Raw genomic sequence first — 15957 nt, 5'->3', positions numbered from 1 at the left:
CGCTCAGCGAGGCGCGCCGCCGCGAGCCCCTACGAGCTCGCGACCGAGAACGACTCCTGCAGCACGGACATGACGTCGGCGATGAGTGCGTCACTCATCTTCAACGAGGGCAGGAAGCGAATCGCCTGATTGTGCACGCCGCTGCTCAGCAGCAGCACCCCCCGTTGCGCGGCCGCGTCGATGACTCGAGTGACGAGATCTGCGTCGGGTTCGAGCGTGCCGGGCTTCGTCACCTCGATGGCGAGCATCGCCCCCATGCCGCGCACCTCAGCGATCGCGGGGAAGCGTTCCTGAAGCTCGCGCAGGCCGGCCCCGAAGGAGGACTCGATGCGTCGGGCCTCGCCGAGCAGGCCGAGCGATTCGATCTGCTCGAAGACGGCCACGGCGGCCGCGCACGACACCGGATTGCCGCCGAAGGTTCCTCCGAGTCCGCCCGGCTGCGACTGGTCCATGATGTCGGCCCGGCCCGTGATCCCTGCGAGCGGCAGGCCGCCGGCGATGCCCTTGGCCGAGAGCACGATGTCGGGCACGACGCCGAACTGCTCGATCGAGAAGACCGTGCCGGTGCGCGCCATCCCCGCCTGCACCTCATCGGCGATGAAGACGATGCCGTTGGCGCGGCACCACTCGGCCAGCGCCGGGAGGAAGCCGTCGGCTGGCACGATGAAACCGCCTTCGCCCTGGACCGGCTCGACCACGAGGCATGCGAGGTCGGATGCCCCGGCCTGCTTCTCGAGGTAGGCGATCGTGCGCGCGGCGGCCTCTGCGCCGGTGAGTCCGTCGTGCAACGGGTAGGAGTTCGGCGCCTTGTAGATGTCGCCGACTCGCGGGCCGTACCCGAGCGCGTACGGCGCAGCCTTGTGATTCATGCTGCTCGTGAGGAGCGTGCGACCGTGGTAGGCGTGCTCGAGCACGGCGACCCCCGGCCGTCCCGTGAACTTCCGTGCGATCTTGACGCCGTTCTCGACTGCTTCGGCCCCCGAATTCATGAGCAGTGTCTTGTACGGAGCGCTCGCCGTCGACCCCGGTACGTGTTTCGCGAGATGCTCGGCGACCTGCACGTAGGGTTCGTACGGGGTCATCGTGAAGAGCGTGTGGGTGACGTTCTGCAGCTGGGCGGTCGCCGCCGCGACGACGCGATCATCAGTGTGCCCGATCGTGGTGACGCCGATGCCGCCGCAGACGTCGATGATCTGATTGCCGTCGACATCGATGAGGATCGAGTCGTGCGCGCGCTCGATGTACACGGGGAGCACGCTGTGCACGCCGGGAGGCACGACTGCGCGTCGCCGCTCGTGGATCTCCTTCGAACGGGGCCCGGGGATCTCGGTGCGTACGAGACGCTCCTGAGGAACTGAAGATTCGGTGCTGACGGCTACGGCGCTGGTCGCTGAACTCATGGTCTCGATCCTACTCTCGGGGCACTGCGACACCGTTTAGAGTGGGGTCATGAAGGATCTGCACGAGTACCGCGTCGGTGTCGAGTGGACGGGCAACCGCGGCACCGGCACGAGCGGGTATCGCGCGTACGGGCGCGAGCTGCTGATCCACGCCGAAGGGAAGGCTCCGCTCGAGGGCTCGGCGGATCCCACCTTTCACGGCGACCGCGACCGGTGGAACCCGGAGGAGCTCCTCGTCACCGCGCTCGCTCAGTGCCATATGCTCTCCTACCTGCACATGGCCGTGCGCGCCGGGGTCGTCGTCGTCGCGTACAGCGACGCCGCGACCGGCGTGATGCGGCAGCAGGGGATCGGCGGAGCCTTCGAAGAGGTCATCCTGCGTCCGCGCGTCACCGTTGCCGCGTCCGGCATGGTCGACGCGGCGCGGGCGGCGCACGCAGACGCCTTCGCAGCGTGCTTCATCGCGAACTCGGTGAACTTCCCGGTGCGGCACGAGCCGGAGATTGTGGTCGCCGCGGCGGCGTGAGGCCGGGCGACGTCGCGCGACCAGCTCAGCTCCCGGTTCCCAATACAATGGAACCCATGGCCAACCCCTCCTCGTTCTACTTGACGACCCCCATCTTCTACGTCAATGACGCCCCGCACATCGGGCACGCCTACACCGAAGTGGCCGCCGATGTGCTCGCTCGCTGGCACCGCCAGGGCGGGGACGACACCTGGTTCCTCACGGGCACGGACGAGCACGGTCAGAAGATCTTGCGCACCGCGACTGCGAACGGCGTCGCGCCGAAGGAGTGGGCGGACCGTCTGGTCGAGTCGGCCTGGAAGCCCCTGCTCGATCTGATCGACATCTCCAACGACGACTTCATCCGCACGACCGACGCGCGCCACGAGGCCGGCGTCGCGAAGTTCCTGCAGAAGCTGCACGACGACGGCCACGTCTACGCGGGGGAGTTCGAAGCGCTCTACTGCGTCGGGTGCGAGGAGTTCAAGCCCAAGAGCGAGATCGTCGACGGCACCGGCGAGTTCGCGGGTCAGAAGGTCTGCGCCATCCACTCCAAGCCCCTGGAGCTGCTGCAGGAGAAGAACTACTTCTTCAAGATGAGCGCCTTCCAGGATCGTCTGCTCGCGCTCTACGAGGAGCGGCCCGACTTCGTGCAACCGGCCAGCGCACGAAACGAGGTCATCGCGTTCGTGCAGCAGGGTCTCGAGGATCTCTCGATCTCCCGCACCTCGTTCGACTGGGGCATTCCGATCCCGTGGGACGCATCGCACGTCACCTACGTCTGGTTCGACGCGCTGCTGAACTACGTCACAGCCATCGGCTACGGCCAGGACGATGAGGAGTTCGCGCGCCGGTGGCCGGCGAACCATCTCGTGGGCAAAGACATCCTGCGTTTCCACGCGGTGATCTGGCCGGCGATGCTCATGGCAGCAGGGCTCGAGGTGCCCAACCACGTCTTCGCCCACGGCTGGCTCCTCGTGGGCGGCGAGAAGATGTCGAAGTCGAAGCTCACCGGCATCGCGCCGAACGAGATCACCGATACGTTCGGCTCGGACGCGTTCCGCTACTACTTCATGCGAGCGATCTCCTTCGGGCACGACGGTTCGTTCAGCTGGGAGGACCTCGCGGCACGCTACCAGGCCGAACTCGCGAACGGTTTCGGCAACCTCGCGAGCCGGGTACTCGCCATGAACGCGAAGTACTTCGAGTCCCGAGTGCCGGAGGCGGCGGACGAAGCGCCTGCGGACGAGGCGATTCGCGAACTCGCGGCATCGGCGGCAGCGCGAGCCGACGAGCGCATGGATGCGTTCGCGATCCACGAGGCGATCGCCGCGATCTGGGAGCTCGTCGACGCGCTGAACGGGTACATCACCGAGCAGGAGCCCTGGGTGCTCGCGAAGGATCCGGGGCAGCGCGCGCGTCTCGGCACCGTGCTCTACACGGCGACCGAAGGGCTGCGCGTGCTCGCCGAGCTCCTCGCTCCGGTGGTGCCGCTCGCGACCGACAAGCTGTGGGCAGCGCTTGGCGCCGAGTCCGCGCTCGGCGCACTCGACGAGCAGCCGCTCCGCGATGCGGCCGTCTGGGGCAAGCTTGCGCCGGGCACCGAGCAGCAGCCGCTCGCGGTGCTGTTCCCGCGGATCGAAGCCGACGAGACGGGCAAGTGAGTCAGGCTGCTGCAGCGGTTCCCGAGGGCGGGCTCCGCAAACGCAAGTCGGACGGGCGGGACCTCACGCGGCCTGCGGCTCCGGAGCCCCTGCCGCTGCCCGTATACGACAACCACACGCACCTCGAGTTCGAGGACGGTGTGGATCAGCTCGACCCGCTCGAGTCGCTGGCGCGTGCCGCTGCAGTCGGCGTGCAGGGAGTCGTGCAGGTCGGAACGGATCTCGAGACGAGCCGGTGGAGCGCGCAACTGGCGGCGAGCGACGCGCGCGTGCTGGCCGCGGTCGCACTCCACCCGAACGAGGCGCCGCGCGTCGCTGAGCTGGGGCTGCTGCACGCGCAGCTCTCCGAGATCGCCCGACTCGCAGCTCAGCCCCGCGTGCGCGCGATCGGCGAGACCGGGCTCGACTTCTTCAGAACGGGCGAGGACGGCCGGGACGCGCAGATCGAATCGTTCGAGGCGCACATCGAGATCGCCAAGGCGAACGGCATCGCGTTGCAGATCCACGATCGCGATGCCCACGACGAGGTCGTGGCCACCCTGATCCGCGTGGGCGCACCCGAGCGCACGGTGTTCCACTGCTTCTCGGGCGATGCGCGCCTCGCGAAGATCTGCAACGACCACGGCTGGTACGTGTCGGTGGCCGGACCCTCGACCTTCAAGAACGCGCCGGTGCTCCGCGAGGCGATCGCCGTTGCGAAGCCAGAGCTCCTGCTGATGGAGACCGACGCCCCGTTCTTGACGCCGGAACCCTATCGCGGGCGGCCGAACGCGCCGTACCTGCTGCCCTACACGGTGCGGCGCCTGGCGGAGACCCTCGAGCGCCCCCTCGATGAGGTGTGCGCGCTCATCGCCGCCAACACGGAACGCGTGTACGGATCGTGGCAGCTCGAATCAGCAGAGGCGACTTCGTGAGCGACGAGAACCGCGAAGCGCCTGCGCTGCTCGGTCCGGCGCAGGTGCGCGAGCTCGCCGAGCGACTCGGCGTGTCGCCGACGAAGAAGCTCGGGCAGAACTTCGTCATCGACCCGAACACGGTGCGCAAGATCGTGCGGCTCGCCGGCGTGCAGCGGGGGGAGCGCGTGGTGGAGATCGGACCCGGGCTCGGTTCTCTGACGCTCGGACTGACCGAAACCGGCGCAGGCGTCACCGCAGTGGAGATCGATCACCGGCTCGCCGCCGAGCTCCCTGCGACGGTGGCTGCGATGCAGCCGGAGGTCTTCGCGGATGCGGAACGCCCGCGTCTGAGTGTGGTGCGCAGTGATGCGCTCGACGTCACCGCCGAGGATTTCGCGGCCGACGCGGCACCCACGAAGCTCGTGGCGAATCTTCCGTACAACGTGTCGGTGCCGATCCTGATGCATCTGCTCGAATTGCTGCCCGACCTGCGCGGCGGCCTCGTGATGGTGCAGGCCGAAGTGGGGTACCGCATCGCCGCGCAGCCCGGCTCGAAGGAGTACGGATCGCCGAGCGCGAAAGCGGCCTGGTACGGTCCGTGGCGCATCGCCGGCACCGTGAGCCGCAAGATCTTCTGGCCCGTGCCCGGCGTCGACTCCGTGCTCGTGGGATACGAGCGTCGAGACGAGCCTCGCGGCACCGAGGCCGAGCGGCGTCTGACCTTCGAGCTCGTCAACGCGGCATTCGCGCAGCGCCGGAAGATGCTGCGTCAAGCCCTGCAGCCGGTGCTGGGAGGGTTCGATCGCACTGTGAGCGTGATCACGGCAGCAGGGTCGAACCCCGCAGCGCGGGCGGAGGAACTCGCGATCGACGAGTTCCTCGCGATCGCCCGCGCGGCAGCCAGTGCTAAGGAGTCCGGGGAGTAAGGCCGAGCGAGAGAGCGTGCAGGAGCTCGGTGAACCGCACGATGTCGCTGACGGTCCAACGTCCCATCGCGTCGCGGAGCTCGTGCTCCTTCTCGCCCCGAGTCATCGCGAGACGCTGCGTCCCGAACTCGCTCACTGAAATGCGGATCGACCGGCCGTCGCTCGGATCCGGCGCGCGGTCGATGAGGCCTCGCTCGTCGAGATCGCGGATCGTGCGGCTCATCTGCCCCTTGTCGGTGAGCAGTATCTCGGTGAGTTCGGAGAGCGTCGCACTCCCGACCCGGGAGATCGTCGTCAGCACCTTGTAGGCGCCGGGAAGCATCCCCTCGCTCACCTGCGACGCATTCGCCATCGCCGACCGGCGGAACTGAGTGAAGATGAGCTCGAACTCCCGCTCGAGCGCCTCGAAGGCCTGCGTGCGCGGGTCGCCCGCGGGGCTCCCACTGCGGTCCTCGTGCTCGGAAGCCGAGGAGGGCGCAGCGGGAGCCGCGGAAGCCGGACGCGTGGATGACGACATGTCGCTACTTCTCCGACGGCCGGTTCGGAGCGTCGTCGTCCTCGACCACGGGGATGCCACCGGTCGCGGTCAGCACCCCCATGCCCTCCGAGGTCGACACTGTGGCGAAGTCCGCCTCAGATGCGTGCGCACGCTCGCTGTTCGTCATGCTCGTGAGCGGGGTGTTCGGCAGGAAGATGATCGCGATGAGGCTGAGCACCGCGAACGGCACGGCGATGAGGAAGGAGTGCGAGATGCCCTGCGCGTAGACGTCTTCGACGATGATCCTGATCGCGTGCGGCATCGTCGAGACCTCTGGCAGAGCCCCCGACTTCAGCTGCTGCGCGACGGCGATGCCCTCTTCGCCGAGCGACTGGACCGCGGTGGCCATCTTGCGAAGGATGGATTCCGATCCCATGAGGTCGCTCACGCGGGCCGCCAGCGCTGCACCCATCACTGAGACGCCGATCGTGCCGCCGAGACTGCGGAAGAACGTGACACCCGAACTGGATACGCCGATCTGCGCGGGATCCGCGGTGTTCTGCACGACGAGCACCAGGTTCTGCATCGTCATGCCGACGCCGGCGCCGAGCAGGAACATGTACAGGGAAACCAAAGCGAAGTTCGTGTCGTAATGGATGGTCGAGAGCATCGTCGAGCCGGCGATCAGCAGCACGGCCCCGACGATCAGGTACGGCTTCCACTTGCCGTACTTCGTGATGAGACCGCCGACGCCGATCGAGGCGAGCAGGAGGCCGGCGATCATGGGGATCGTCATGACGCCCGCCTGCGTCGGGGTGGCCCCGCGCGAGAGCTGCATGTACTGGCTCAGGAACACGGACGAGCCGAACATGGCGATGCCGGTGGCGATCGAGGCGACGACGGCGAGCGTGAACGTGCGGCTGCGGAAGAGCGTCAGCGGCACGAGGGGTTCTTTGGAGCGCAGTTCGACGATGATGAACAGCGTCGCGGCGACGAGGGCGCCGCCGACCATCAGGATGGTCGTCAGGCTCCACCAGTCGTAGTCGCGCCCGGCATTGGTCACCCAGATGAGCAGCAGCGATACCGAAACGGAGAGGAGCACGATGCCGAAGTAGTCGATGCTGGTGCGCTTGCGCGGACGCTTGGGCATGTGCAGGGTCTTCTGCACGATGAACAGCGCTGCGACGGCGAACGGCAGTGCGACGAAGAAGTTCCATCGCCAGTTGATCGAATCGGTGATGACGCCGCCGAGCAGCGGACCGCCGACGGTCGAGAGCGCCATGACGGCCCCGAAGAGGCCCATGTAGCGTCCGCGCTCGCGCGGGCTGATGATGTCGGCCATGATGACCTGGCTGAGGGCCGCGAGTCCGCCAGCGCCGATGCCCTGCACCGCGCGGAAGGCGATCATCGTGCCGGGGTCCTGCGAGAACCCGGCCGCGGCCGTCGCGAGCACGAAGATGCCGATCGCGAGTTGGAACAGGAGCTTGCGATTGAAGAGATCGGAGAGCTTGCCCCAGATCGGCGTCGAGATCGCGGTGGTGAGCAGTGTCGCGGTGACGACCCAGGTGTACGCGGCCTGATCGCCCTTGAGGTCGTGGATGATGACGGGCAGCGAGCTCGACACGACGGTCGAGGCCAGCATGGAGACGAACATGCCGAGGAGGAGCCCTGAGAGCGCCTCGAGGACCTGGCGATGCGTCATCTTCGGCGGTTCCGTGGGCGCGGATGCGGGGAGAGACATTGGTTCCTGATTCTGTGTGCTGCGGAGTGCTGTGAGGGTGAGAGCATCGGTTGATGCAAGTCAACAGTTGACGAAGATCAACCATACCACTTGGTTGACCGTTGTCAACTAACGAACGAGTGTGACACGCACGTCCGATCGGCGCCCGAGCTTGCGCTAGCGTAGGACCATGGGTAGGAGCCGAGGGGGCCCGGTCACGGTGCGCGCGCCAGGGAAGATCAACGTGTTCTTCCGCGTGGGCGCGCTGCAGCACGACGGGTACCACGACGTGGCCTCGCTGTATCAGGCCGTGTCGCTCTTCGAAGAGGTCACCGCCGTCGCCGCCGACGACTTCTCGATCCAGTTCGTCGGCCCCGTCGACGCCTCCGGGCTCCCGCGAGACGATTCGAATCTCGCGATCGCGGCGGCGAAGCTCTTGGCGCAGCGCACGGGATACGCGGGCGGCGTCGCGCTCACCGTGCTCAAGCGCGTGCCCATCGCCGGCGGCATGGGCGGCGGCTCCGCCGATGCGGCTGCCACGCTCGTCGCCTGCGACGAACTGTGGGGCACGGGCCTCGGCCGCGCAGGCCTCCTCCCGCTCGCCGCTGAACTGGGAGCGGACGTGCCGTTCGCGCTCGAAGGCGGCACCGCCGTCGGCACCGGACGAGGCGATGAACTCAGTCCGGCCCTCGCGAAGGGCGACTTCCACTGGGTGCTCGCGCTCTCCGACTCGGGACTCAGCACGCCGGTCGTGTACCGGACGCTCGACGAGCACCGCGACCGTCACGCCAGCGCACTCGGCCCGCAACCCGATCTCGTGAAAGTGGAGACGGCGGTGCTGCAGGCGGTGCGCGTCGGCGATGCCGACTCCCTCGCGGACGCGATGCACAACGATCTGCAGGTCGCGGCGCTCAAGCTCGCCCCTGAGCTCACCGAGATCCTCGAACTGGGGGAGTCGCGGGGCGCCCTGGCGGGAATCGTGTCCGGATCCGGCCCGACCATCGCGTTCCTCGTCGGCACGCCGCAGGAGGCGGCCGAAGTGCGTGCGGTGCTCGGCCGGCGCGGCTTCCGGGCGCTCATCGTGTCGGGGCCAGTGCCCGGCGCGCGCGTCATCTGAGCGGGATCGCCGCGACGCTCGACATCCTGCTGATCCTCTGCGGGAATACGCGCGACCCGCTCGGCGCTGCACCGTGTGTGAATGAAACACTGCCAGCGGGCGAGACGATCCGCGTCGATATCTGGTCCGACATCGCCTGCCCCTGGTGCTATCTCGGCAAGCACCGCTTCGATGCCGCGGTGCGCGCGTTCCGCGAGCAGCACCCCGGCGTCGCCGTCGAGGTCGAGAGCCACAGCTTCGAACTCGCGCCCGACACCCCGTTGGACTTCTCCGGCAGCGAGATCGACTTCCTGGTGCGGCACAAGGGCATGCCAGCAGCGCAGGTCGAGCAGATGCTCGGGCAGATGACCGAGCTCGGCGCCACCGAGGATGTCGAGTTCCGGTTCCCAGACGTCAAGCACGCGAACACGCAGCGCGCCCACCGAGTACTGCACCTCGCTCGGGATCGCGGCGTGCAGGCGGAGGTGCAGGAGCGTCTGTTCCGCGCGTACTTCGCGGAGGGCGAGAACATGTCCGACGCCGATGGGCTCGCGCGGCTCGGCGCCGAGGCGGGGCTCGACGCCGATGAGGTGCGGGCAGCGCTCGACGACGAGGCGTACGGCGAGGCGGTGCAGCGCGACATCGTGCGGGCACGGCAGCTCGGCATCACCGGCGTTCCGTTCTTCCTGCTCGACGGGCAGTACGGGGTCTCGGGCGCGCAATCAGCAGAGGCGTTCGCGAACGTCTTCGACCAGGTGCTCGGGTTCCAGCGGGGCGACGCGCCCGCCGGCACGGTCTAGACTCGTCCACATTCAGAAGGAGCACATGATGACTGAACAGCACCGCACCGAGACCACCGCAGGAGATGCACTGTCGGTCGGATCGGAGACGGGCCTCGAAGGCGCCGCATCGTTCGCCGACGCCGAGACGCGAGAGATCCTGAACCTGCTGGGCGACAGCGAGTCGGGCGGATCATGCTGCGGCGGGTCGTGCTGCGCGGCCTAGAGCGATGAGGCGCGGGCTTCTGAGGCCTGCTACCCGGGCGTCTGCTCCGCATCGGGCGTCGAGGCCGGAAGGTCGTCGCAGTTCGGGGTCGCCGGCTTGCCTTCCCAGCGGTCGAGCGTCCACTGCACGATCTGCGGAGTGAGCGGCGAATCCGCCGCCACCAGGGTGTTGTGACTGAGGCCGGGGAACGTGCGGTAGTCGATGTCGACGCCGTCCGTGCAACGCGCCTCGACCCAGTCGCGCTGCATCTCCGGGCGGACGAGCGGATCCGCTCGACCCTGGGCGACGAGCACCGGGGCGGGGAACGGGCCGACAGGCGTCTGCGCCTTCAGGCGATCGCCGAACTCGCCGTTCAGCAGGCGGTCGGGGAAGATCTGGTTCGGGATCTGCGACCCCCTCAGGATCGCCGCGAGCACGTCGCTGCCGTTGAAGCACAGGGAGCGGATGTGCTCGACCGGGCCCTGTGATCCCGGCGTGAGCTGCGATCTCAGATCGAGGTCGGGGTACAGCCGCGCCCATGTCGTCGCGATGTACGCGGAGACGGTCTTGCCGGCGGCGTCGTTCTTGTCGACCTCGGCGAGCCCGAACAGGTCGGCTGCCGGCGCGAAGGCCGCGACCCCACGCACGGTGAGCTCCGGCGCGTAGTCCTCGGCGATCTGCCCGGTCCAGAGCGCGCCCTGCCCTCCCTGCGAGTGGCCCCAGACGACCGTCTCCGTGGTCGTCGTGACGGCGTCGAGCTGCTGCACGGCTCGCGAGGCGTCGAGCACATTCCGGGCCTCCGCGTCTCCGACGAGGTAGGGGTGCACGCCGCGGGTGCCGAGCCCGACGTAGTCGGACGTGACGGCGACCCAGCCGTGCTGCGCGACCATCTCGGCGAGAGCGGTACCGGCTCCGTCCGAGAACGGCGCGGCACTCATGGAGGGCGCGCACTGCGCTACGACGCCCGTCGTGCCGTGAGCGATGCTGAGCAGGGGCAGCGGACGTTTCGTCGGCTCGACCGGGGCGAGCACGGTGCCGCTCGAGACGGCGGGCGTGCCGTCGGGGTGCGTGGTCGTGTACAGGATCTTCCAGGCTCGCGCGCCCTCGGGCACCCCGGAGTCGAGCGGCTCAGAGCGCAGCAGCTGACCCGGGGCGCCCGGTACGTCCGCAGGCGGCGAGTAGAACGCGCCCGGCTGGGGCATCGGCGACCCTCCGAGCACGGTGCCGCTGCCCCAGGCGAGCAGCGCGGCGGCTGCGAGCGACGCGACGGCGCCCACGGTTCTGGCCCATCGACGCAGTCGCGAGGGCCGCGCACCGGTGCGGGATGATGCATCGCGAACCGGCGCGCCGACCTCGAGCGCACCTCCGACTCGGGCGGATCGCAGCCACACCACTGCATCCCAGATGGCGTGCAGGCCGACCGCGACCAGCCACAGTGCGAGTCCGAGCCTGAAGACTGTCAGCGTCAGCACCGGCCAGGAGAAGGCGACGACGCCGAGCACGATCGTCGCCGCACCCATGATCGCCGACGCGGCGCGGGCGTCGGCGTGCCACCCATCGCGGCCGGTGATCGCGTTCCACAGCGCGAGCGCGCCGTGCACGACGAGCGCGGCGCCGACGAGGAACGCGAGCCAGGGCGCACCCGCGTCGGGCCAGAGCGCCATCAGCGCGCCGAGCGCGACGAGCGCACCGCCGACCAGTCGCGTGAGCGAAGGGATCCGCGGCGCGCCCTCGGGTCCTCCGACCGCGGGCGAGGGGCGGAAGAACGACCCCGCCCCGACGCTGATGAGCCCGAGCCCCGTGATGATCGCGATGCCGTGCACGGCGACGGGAGCGAAGATCAGCGCCACTCCCAGCGCGACGGCAGCAGCACCGAACAGCACTCGCGACGCGGTGCGTGAGAACCTGGATGTCACCGGCGGCCTTCCCTGGCTGGATCCGCGAGGAGCGGGTCTGACTCGATCCATCGCGCGACCGCGACATCGCCAGTGTAGTGAGACTCCTGCGGCACGACTACGCTGGGAAACATATGGCGCATCTACTGGGAGCCGAGGCCCTGCACCTCGAAGTACCGACCAAGACCGTGTTCGACTCGGTCACGCTCGGCGTGGCCGAGGGGGACCGCATCGGCATCGTCGGGCGCAATGGCGACGGCAAGTCGAGCCTGCTGATGATGCTGGCCGGTCGGCGCGAGCCCGACGGCGGCAAAGTGACGCTGCGCGGCGGGACGACGATCGGCGTGCTCGATCAAGCGGACGTGTTCGAGGCGGGCCAGACGGTGGGCCGCACGGTCGTCGGCGACCGCGAGGAGTACGAGTGGGCGAGCGACCCGCAAGCGCGCGAGGTGATCGCCGGCCTCATCTCGGACCTCGACTGGGAGGCTCCGCTCGACGCGCTCTCCGGCGGTCAGCGCCGACGGGTGGCGCTCGCGCGGCTGCTCGTGCAGCAGTACGACATCGTCTTCCTCGACGAGCCGACGAACCACCTCGACGTCGAGGGCATCGCCTGGCTCGCGAATCACCTGCAGCGCCGCTGGCCGAAGGGCCAGGGCGCCCTGCTCGTCGTCACGCACGATCGGTGGTTCCTCGATGAGGTCTGCAATATGACCTGGGAGGTGCACGATCGCATCGTCGAACCGTTCGAGGGCGGGTACGCCGCGTACATCCTGCAGCGCGTCGAGCGGGACCGGCAGGCGGCGACCATCGAGCAGAAGCGGCAGAATCTCGCGCGCAAGGAGCTCGCCTGGCTGCGCCGCGGTGCGCCTGCTCGCACGTCGAAGCCCAAGTTCCGCATCGACGCGGCGAACGAGCTGATCGCAGACGTTCCCGAAATCCGGGATCGCGTGTCGCTGCAGTCGATGGCCGTCGCCCGTCTCGGGAAAGAGGTCGTCAACCTCGTCGAAGCGGGAGTCGCCTACGACGGCAGGGTGATCATCGAGGACGTCGACTGGTTGCTCGCCCCGGGTGAGCGCACGGGAATACTCGGCGTGAACGGAGCGGGCAAATCGACGCTGCTCGGCCTGATCTCCGGCACCGTCGAGCCGACGTCCGGGCGCGTCAAGCGCGGCAAGACCGTGCAGGTGGCGACCCTCACCCAGCGTCTCGACGAGCTCGAGGAGCATCTTCAGGATCCGGTGCGCAAGGTGATCGACGGCCTGCGCACGAGCTTCACCGTCGGCAGCGGATCGAAGGCCCAGGATCTCACGCCGGGTCAGCTGCTCGAGCGCATGGGCTTCACGAGCGCGCAGCTGTCGACGCCCGTGAAGGATCTCTCCGGTGGGCAGAAGCGCCGACTGCAGCTCCTGCTGATCCTGCTCAACCAGCCCAACGTGCTGATCCTCGACGAGCCGACGAACGACCTCGACACCGACATGCTGGCCGCCATGGAGGATCTGCTCGACTCCTGGCCGGGCACCCTCATCGTGGTGTCGCACGACCGGTACTTCCTGGAGCGCGTCACCGATCAGCAGTACGCCATTCTCGACCGGCACCTTCGGCACCTGCCGGGCGGTGTCGACCAGTACCTCGAACTGCGCAGTCAGGAGCAGTCGGGGTCGACGGCGTCGTCGTCCGGATCGGCATCGCAATCGACGGGAAGCACCGCGTCGCAGGCAGCCGGAGCCGCACGCAAGCCGGCGCTCGGGGGCGCGGAGCGGCGTGCCGCAGAGAAGGAGTTGTCGGCCGTCGAGCGTAAGATGGAGCGGTTGCAGCGAGACGCCACGAAGGCGCGCACGGGCCTCGCGGCGATGGATCAGGGCGACTACACGAAGCTCAACGCCGAGATGACGAAGATCACCGCGATCGAAGACGAGGTCGCGGCCCTCGAGGAACGGTGGCTGGAGCTGTCGGGCGCGCTGGAGTAGGCGGCTCCTCGATGCACGTTCTCGATCCGCTCACCGCCGCTGACGAGCGCGCGCTCGCCGCAGTGCTCGATGAGCACTTCGACGTCGAGGCGGTGCACTGGCAGCGGCTCGGCGGCGAACTCGACATCAATTATCGAGCGACCCTTGCGGACGGGGGCGCCCGGTTCGTGCGCCTCTCACCCACGCCTCTCGACGAGGCGACCTTCGCGTGGCAGAACGCCGTGCTCGAACAGCTCGAGGAGCGCCCCCTCCCGGTCGCGACCCCGGTCTTGCAGCGCGCTGCAGACGGGTCGGTCGCGAAGCCGTTCGTCGCAAGGGACGGCCGCGCGCTTCGTGCGCGGGTGACGAGCTGGGTCGCCGGCACCAGCGTCGCCGAACTCGGCGGCACCGACGCGGCATACCGCCGGAGTCTCGGAGCGCTCGCCGCCGAGGTTCCGCGCAGTCTTCATCCGCTCGCCGAACGACACGACGGCCAGAATCTGCACCACTGGATGGCTGACCGCGCGGGCGATTCGATCAGAAGCACCTGGGATGCGGTCGTCGACCCGGCACGTCGGGCGCTGCTGGAGGAAGTCCTCCGCCGATTCGACGTCATCGAGCCGAAGCTCTCGACACTCCCGCGAGCCGTCGTGCACCAGGACCTCCACGACTTCAATCTGCTCGCGGAGCGGCGTCAGGACGGCGCCGTCAGCATCATGGGCATCGTCGACTTCAACGATGCCGTCGCGACCGTGCGGATCGCCGAGCTCGCCGTTGCAGCGGCCTATGCGGCGCTGCGCCAAGGCGACGCGTTCGCGGCCTTCGCCGATGTCGTGTCGGGCTACGTCGCGCACTGCTCGCTCACGGCTGATGAGATCGAGGTGCTGTACCCGCTCGCCGTCGCCCGACTCGCGGTGAACGCGAGCACGTGGACGCACCGGGGCCGTGAGGGCAACCGCGCCTACGCCGAGGCGCGCATGGCCGCCACCTGGCCGGCGCTCGAGCAGCTGCTCCGAGTCTCACCCGCGGAGGCCGCAGCGCGCTTCGCCGCAGAGCCCCTCCCGGAGCGCTGAGACGAGCGGGGCGGACTAGCGCGAGAGCGCGCCCGCGAGCGACTCCAGCAGCCGAGGGGCGTGCTCGTCGCCGAAGACGAGCGGAGGCCGAATCTTGAGCACGTTGGCCTGCGGCCCCGATGCGCTGATGAGCACGCGATCAGCGCGCATGCGATTGACCACGGCGGCTGCGAGAGTCGGATCCGCCACGCCCTCGTCGTCCACCACCTCGAGCGCGAAGAACAAGCCGGATCCGCGCACGGCGCCGATGCTGTCATTGGCCAGAGCGATCCCGCGCAGCTCTGAGAGCATGCGTGCGCCGAGCGTCGCCGCACGCGCGATCAGGTCTCGCTCGGTGATCTCGTCGAGCACGGCCTGGCCAGCGGCGACGCTCACGTGATTGCCGCCGAACGTGTTGAAGAACCGCATGTCGGCGCCGAAGCGGTCGAGGAGCTCGGGGCGGGAGAAGAGTGCGGCGATGGGCAGGCCGTTGCCCATGGGCTTGCCGGCGACGACGAGGTCGGGTGCGACCTCGTGCTGCGGAAAGCCCCACCAGGCGCCGGTGCGCCCGAACCCGGTCTGCACCTCGTCCGCGATGTAGAGGCCGCCCTGCGCGCGGATCTCCGTCGCCGCGCCGCGCAGCAATCCGGGCGCCGTTCCCTGCAGTCCGTCGCTCGAGAGAATCGAGTCGACGATGAGCCCGGCAGGCTCGTGGCCGCGCGATCGCAGCGCATCCGCCGCCTCGCGCACGCGCACGGCGAACGCGGCCGCAGCCCGGTCGGGGGACTCCCGGGCGAGATCGGGCGCTGCGATGAGTTCGACATCGTCGGGTATCGGATTGTTCGGGCCGAGGCTCGGTGAGATGGCCGCCGCCGCCGCGGTCGTGCCGTGATAGGCGTGCGCCGTCGCGATGATGCCCCGGCGGCCCGTGACGTGCCGGGCGACGCGCAGCGCGAGGTCGACGGCCTCGCTGCCGGTGCAGACGAAGACGGCCTGCTCGAGACCGTGCCCCAGGAGCCCGGTGAGGCGTTCGGCATAGGCGACGACCTCGTCGCCCAGATAGCGGGTGTGCGTGTTGAGTCTGCCGAGCTGCGCAGCCACGCGCTGCTGCACGATCGGGTTCGCGTGACCGACCACCGGCACGTTGTTGTACGCGTCGAGGAACGCGTTGCCCTCGGCGTCGTAGAGCCACACGCCCTCGCCACGCACGAAGTGCACCGGCCGGTCGTAGAAGAGCCGGTAGGCGGCGCCCATCGCGCGGGTTCGCCGCGCGATGAGCTGCGCGTCCGCTGGCGAGAGATCGGCCGCGCGTCCCGGGTCGAAGCTGTTGGCCATGTGCATTTCGCGTGCGACGCTCATCGTGTCCCTCCTCGCCGGCCGTCCGGCAGCGGCCCC

Annotated in this window: 14 protein-coding genes; 9 read left to right on the top strand and 5 right to left on the bottom strand. The window is 68.9% G+C overall.

The window, feature by feature from the left end; all coding sequences use genetic code 11:
* Positions 1–29 precede the first annotated feature (29 nt).
* Entirely contained in the window at positions 30–1400 is a 1371-nt protein-coding gene (locus JSQ98_RS05295) for an aminotransferase class III-fold pyridoxal phosphate-dependent enzyme (RefSeq protein WP_211648671.1), read from the bottom strand.
* A 49-nt stretch (positions 1401–1449) separates the two neighbouring features.
* On the opposite strand from JSQ98_RS05295, the gene JSQ98_RS05290 reads away from it, so the two are divergent.
* The 4 genes from JSQ98_RS05290 to rsmA are packed head-to-tail and all read left to right on the top strand — an operon-like array spanning position 1450 to position 5391.
* Positions 1450–1926, top strand: a complete 477-nt coding sequence (locus JSQ98_RS05290; RefSeq protein WP_211648670.1) for an OsmC family protein — start codon at positions 1450–1452, stop codon at positions 1924–1926.
* A 56-nt stretch (positions 1927–1982) separates the two neighbouring features.
* Positions 1983–3569 carry a methionine--tRNA ligase gene (gene metG / locus JSQ98_RS05285; RefSeq protein WP_211648669.1) on the top strand — a complete coding sequence of 529 codons (1587 nt, stop codon included), beginning with the start codon at positions 1983–1985 and terminating at the stop codon, positions 3567–3569.
* Positions 3566–4483 carry a TatD family hydrolase gene (locus JSQ98_RS05280; protein WP_211648668.1) on the top strand — a complete coding sequence of 306 codons (918 nt, stop codon included), beginning with the start codon at positions 3566–3568 and terminating at the stop codon, positions 4481–4483. Before metG ends, JSQ98_RS05280 begins: the two co-directional genes overlap by 4 nt.
* On the top strand, positions 4480–5391 hold the full coding sequence (rsmA, locus tag JSQ98_RS05275) for a 16S rRNA (adenine(1518)-N(6)/adenine(1519)-N(6))-dimethyltransferase RsmA (RefSeq protein WP_211648667.1): 912 nt from the start codon (positions 4480–4482) through the stop codon (positions 5389–5391). The genes JSQ98_RS05280 and rsmA overlap by 4 nt, the downstream gene beginning before the upstream one ends.
* On the opposite strand, the gene JSQ98_RS05270 is transcribed toward rsmA, so the two are convergent.
* Both JSQ98_RS05270 and JSQ98_RS05265 read right to left on the bottom strand, forming a co-directional pair.
* Positions 5372–5908 (bottom strand): MarR family winged helix-turn-helix transcriptional regulator, encoded by a 537-nt coding sequence (locus tag JSQ98_RS05270; RefSeq protein ID WP_211648666.1) that lies wholly within the window; start codon positions 5906–5908, stop codon positions 5372–5374. The genes rsmA and JSQ98_RS05270 overlap by 20 nt on opposite strands.
* A gap of 4 nt (positions 5909–5912) precedes the next feature.
* Positions 5913–7610 carry an MDR family MFS transporter gene (locus tag JSQ98_RS05265; protein WP_211648665.1) on the bottom strand — a complete coding sequence of 566 codons (1698 nt, stop codon included), beginning with the start codon at positions 7608–7610 and terminating at the stop codon, positions 5913–5915.
* Positions 7611–7779: 169 nt separating this feature from the next.
* On the opposite strand from JSQ98_RS05265, the gene JSQ98_RS05260 reads away from it, so the two are divergent.
* The 3 genes from JSQ98_RS05260 to JSQ98_RS05250 all read left to right on the top strand — a co-directional run bounded on the left by JSQ98_RS05260 (position 7780) and on the right by JSQ98_RS05250 (position 9690).
* Positions 7780–8706, top strand: a complete 927-nt coding sequence (locus tag JSQ98_RS05260) for a 4-(cytidine 5'-diphospho)-2-C-methyl-D-erythritol kinase (RefSeq protein ID WP_211648663.1) — start codon at positions 7780–7782, stop codon at positions 8704–8706.
* Positions 8707–8783: 77 nt separating this feature from the next.
* On the top strand, positions 8784–9485 hold the full coding sequence (locus JSQ98_RS05255) for a DsbA family oxidoreductase (protein ID WP_211648662.1): 702 nt from the start codon (positions 8784–8786) through the stop codon (positions 9483–9485).
* 28 nt (positions 9486–9513) lie between these two features.
* Positions 9514–9690 (top strand): hypothetical protein, encoded by a 177-nt coding sequence (locus tag JSQ98_RS05250; protein WP_211648661.1) that lies wholly within the window; start codon positions 9514–9516, stop codon positions 9688–9690.
* 29 nt (positions 9691–9719) lie between these two features.
* On the opposite strand, the gene JSQ98_RS05245 is transcribed toward JSQ98_RS05250, so the two are convergent.
* Positions 9720–11585 (bottom strand): lipase family protein, encoded by a 1866-nt coding sequence (locus JSQ98_RS05245; protein WP_346728720.1) that lies wholly within the window; start codon positions 11583–11585, stop codon positions 9720–9722.
* 113 nt (positions 11586–11698) lie between these two features.
* Between JSQ98_RS05245 and JSQ98_RS05240 the strand changes: the two genes are divergently transcribed.
* Positions 11699–13531, top strand: coding sequence for an ABC-F family ATP-binding cassette domain-containing protein (locus tag JSQ98_RS05240; protein ID WP_211648659.1), 1833 nt, complete (start codon positions 11699–11701; stop codon positions 13529–13531).
* Between the two features lie 11 nt (positions 13532–13542).
* The gene (locus JSQ98_RS05235) at positions 13543–14583 is read left to right on the top strand and encodes a phosphotransferase (protein ID WP_211648658.1); all 1041 of its coding nucleotides are present in this window, start codon (positions 13543–13545) and stop codon (positions 14581–14583) included.
* A gap of 15 nt (positions 14584–14598) precedes the next feature.
* On the opposite strand, the gene JSQ98_RS05230 is transcribed toward JSQ98_RS05235, so the two are convergent.
* On the bottom strand, positions 14599–15921 hold the full coding sequence (locus tag JSQ98_RS05230; protein ID WP_211648657.1) for an aspartate aminotransferase family protein: 1323 nt from the start codon (positions 15919–15921) through the stop codon (positions 14599–14601).
* Positions 15922–15957: the final 36 nt, after the last annotated feature.

Source organism: Leucobacter manosquensis (assembly GCF_018304845.1).
Lineage (GTDB): Bacteria > Actinomycetota > Actinomycetes > Actinomycetales > Microbacteriaceae > Leucobacter > Leucobacter alluvii.
The sequence above is the reverse complement of the archived record's forward strand: the minus strand, read 5'-3'. Positions and strand labels throughout refer to the sequence as shown.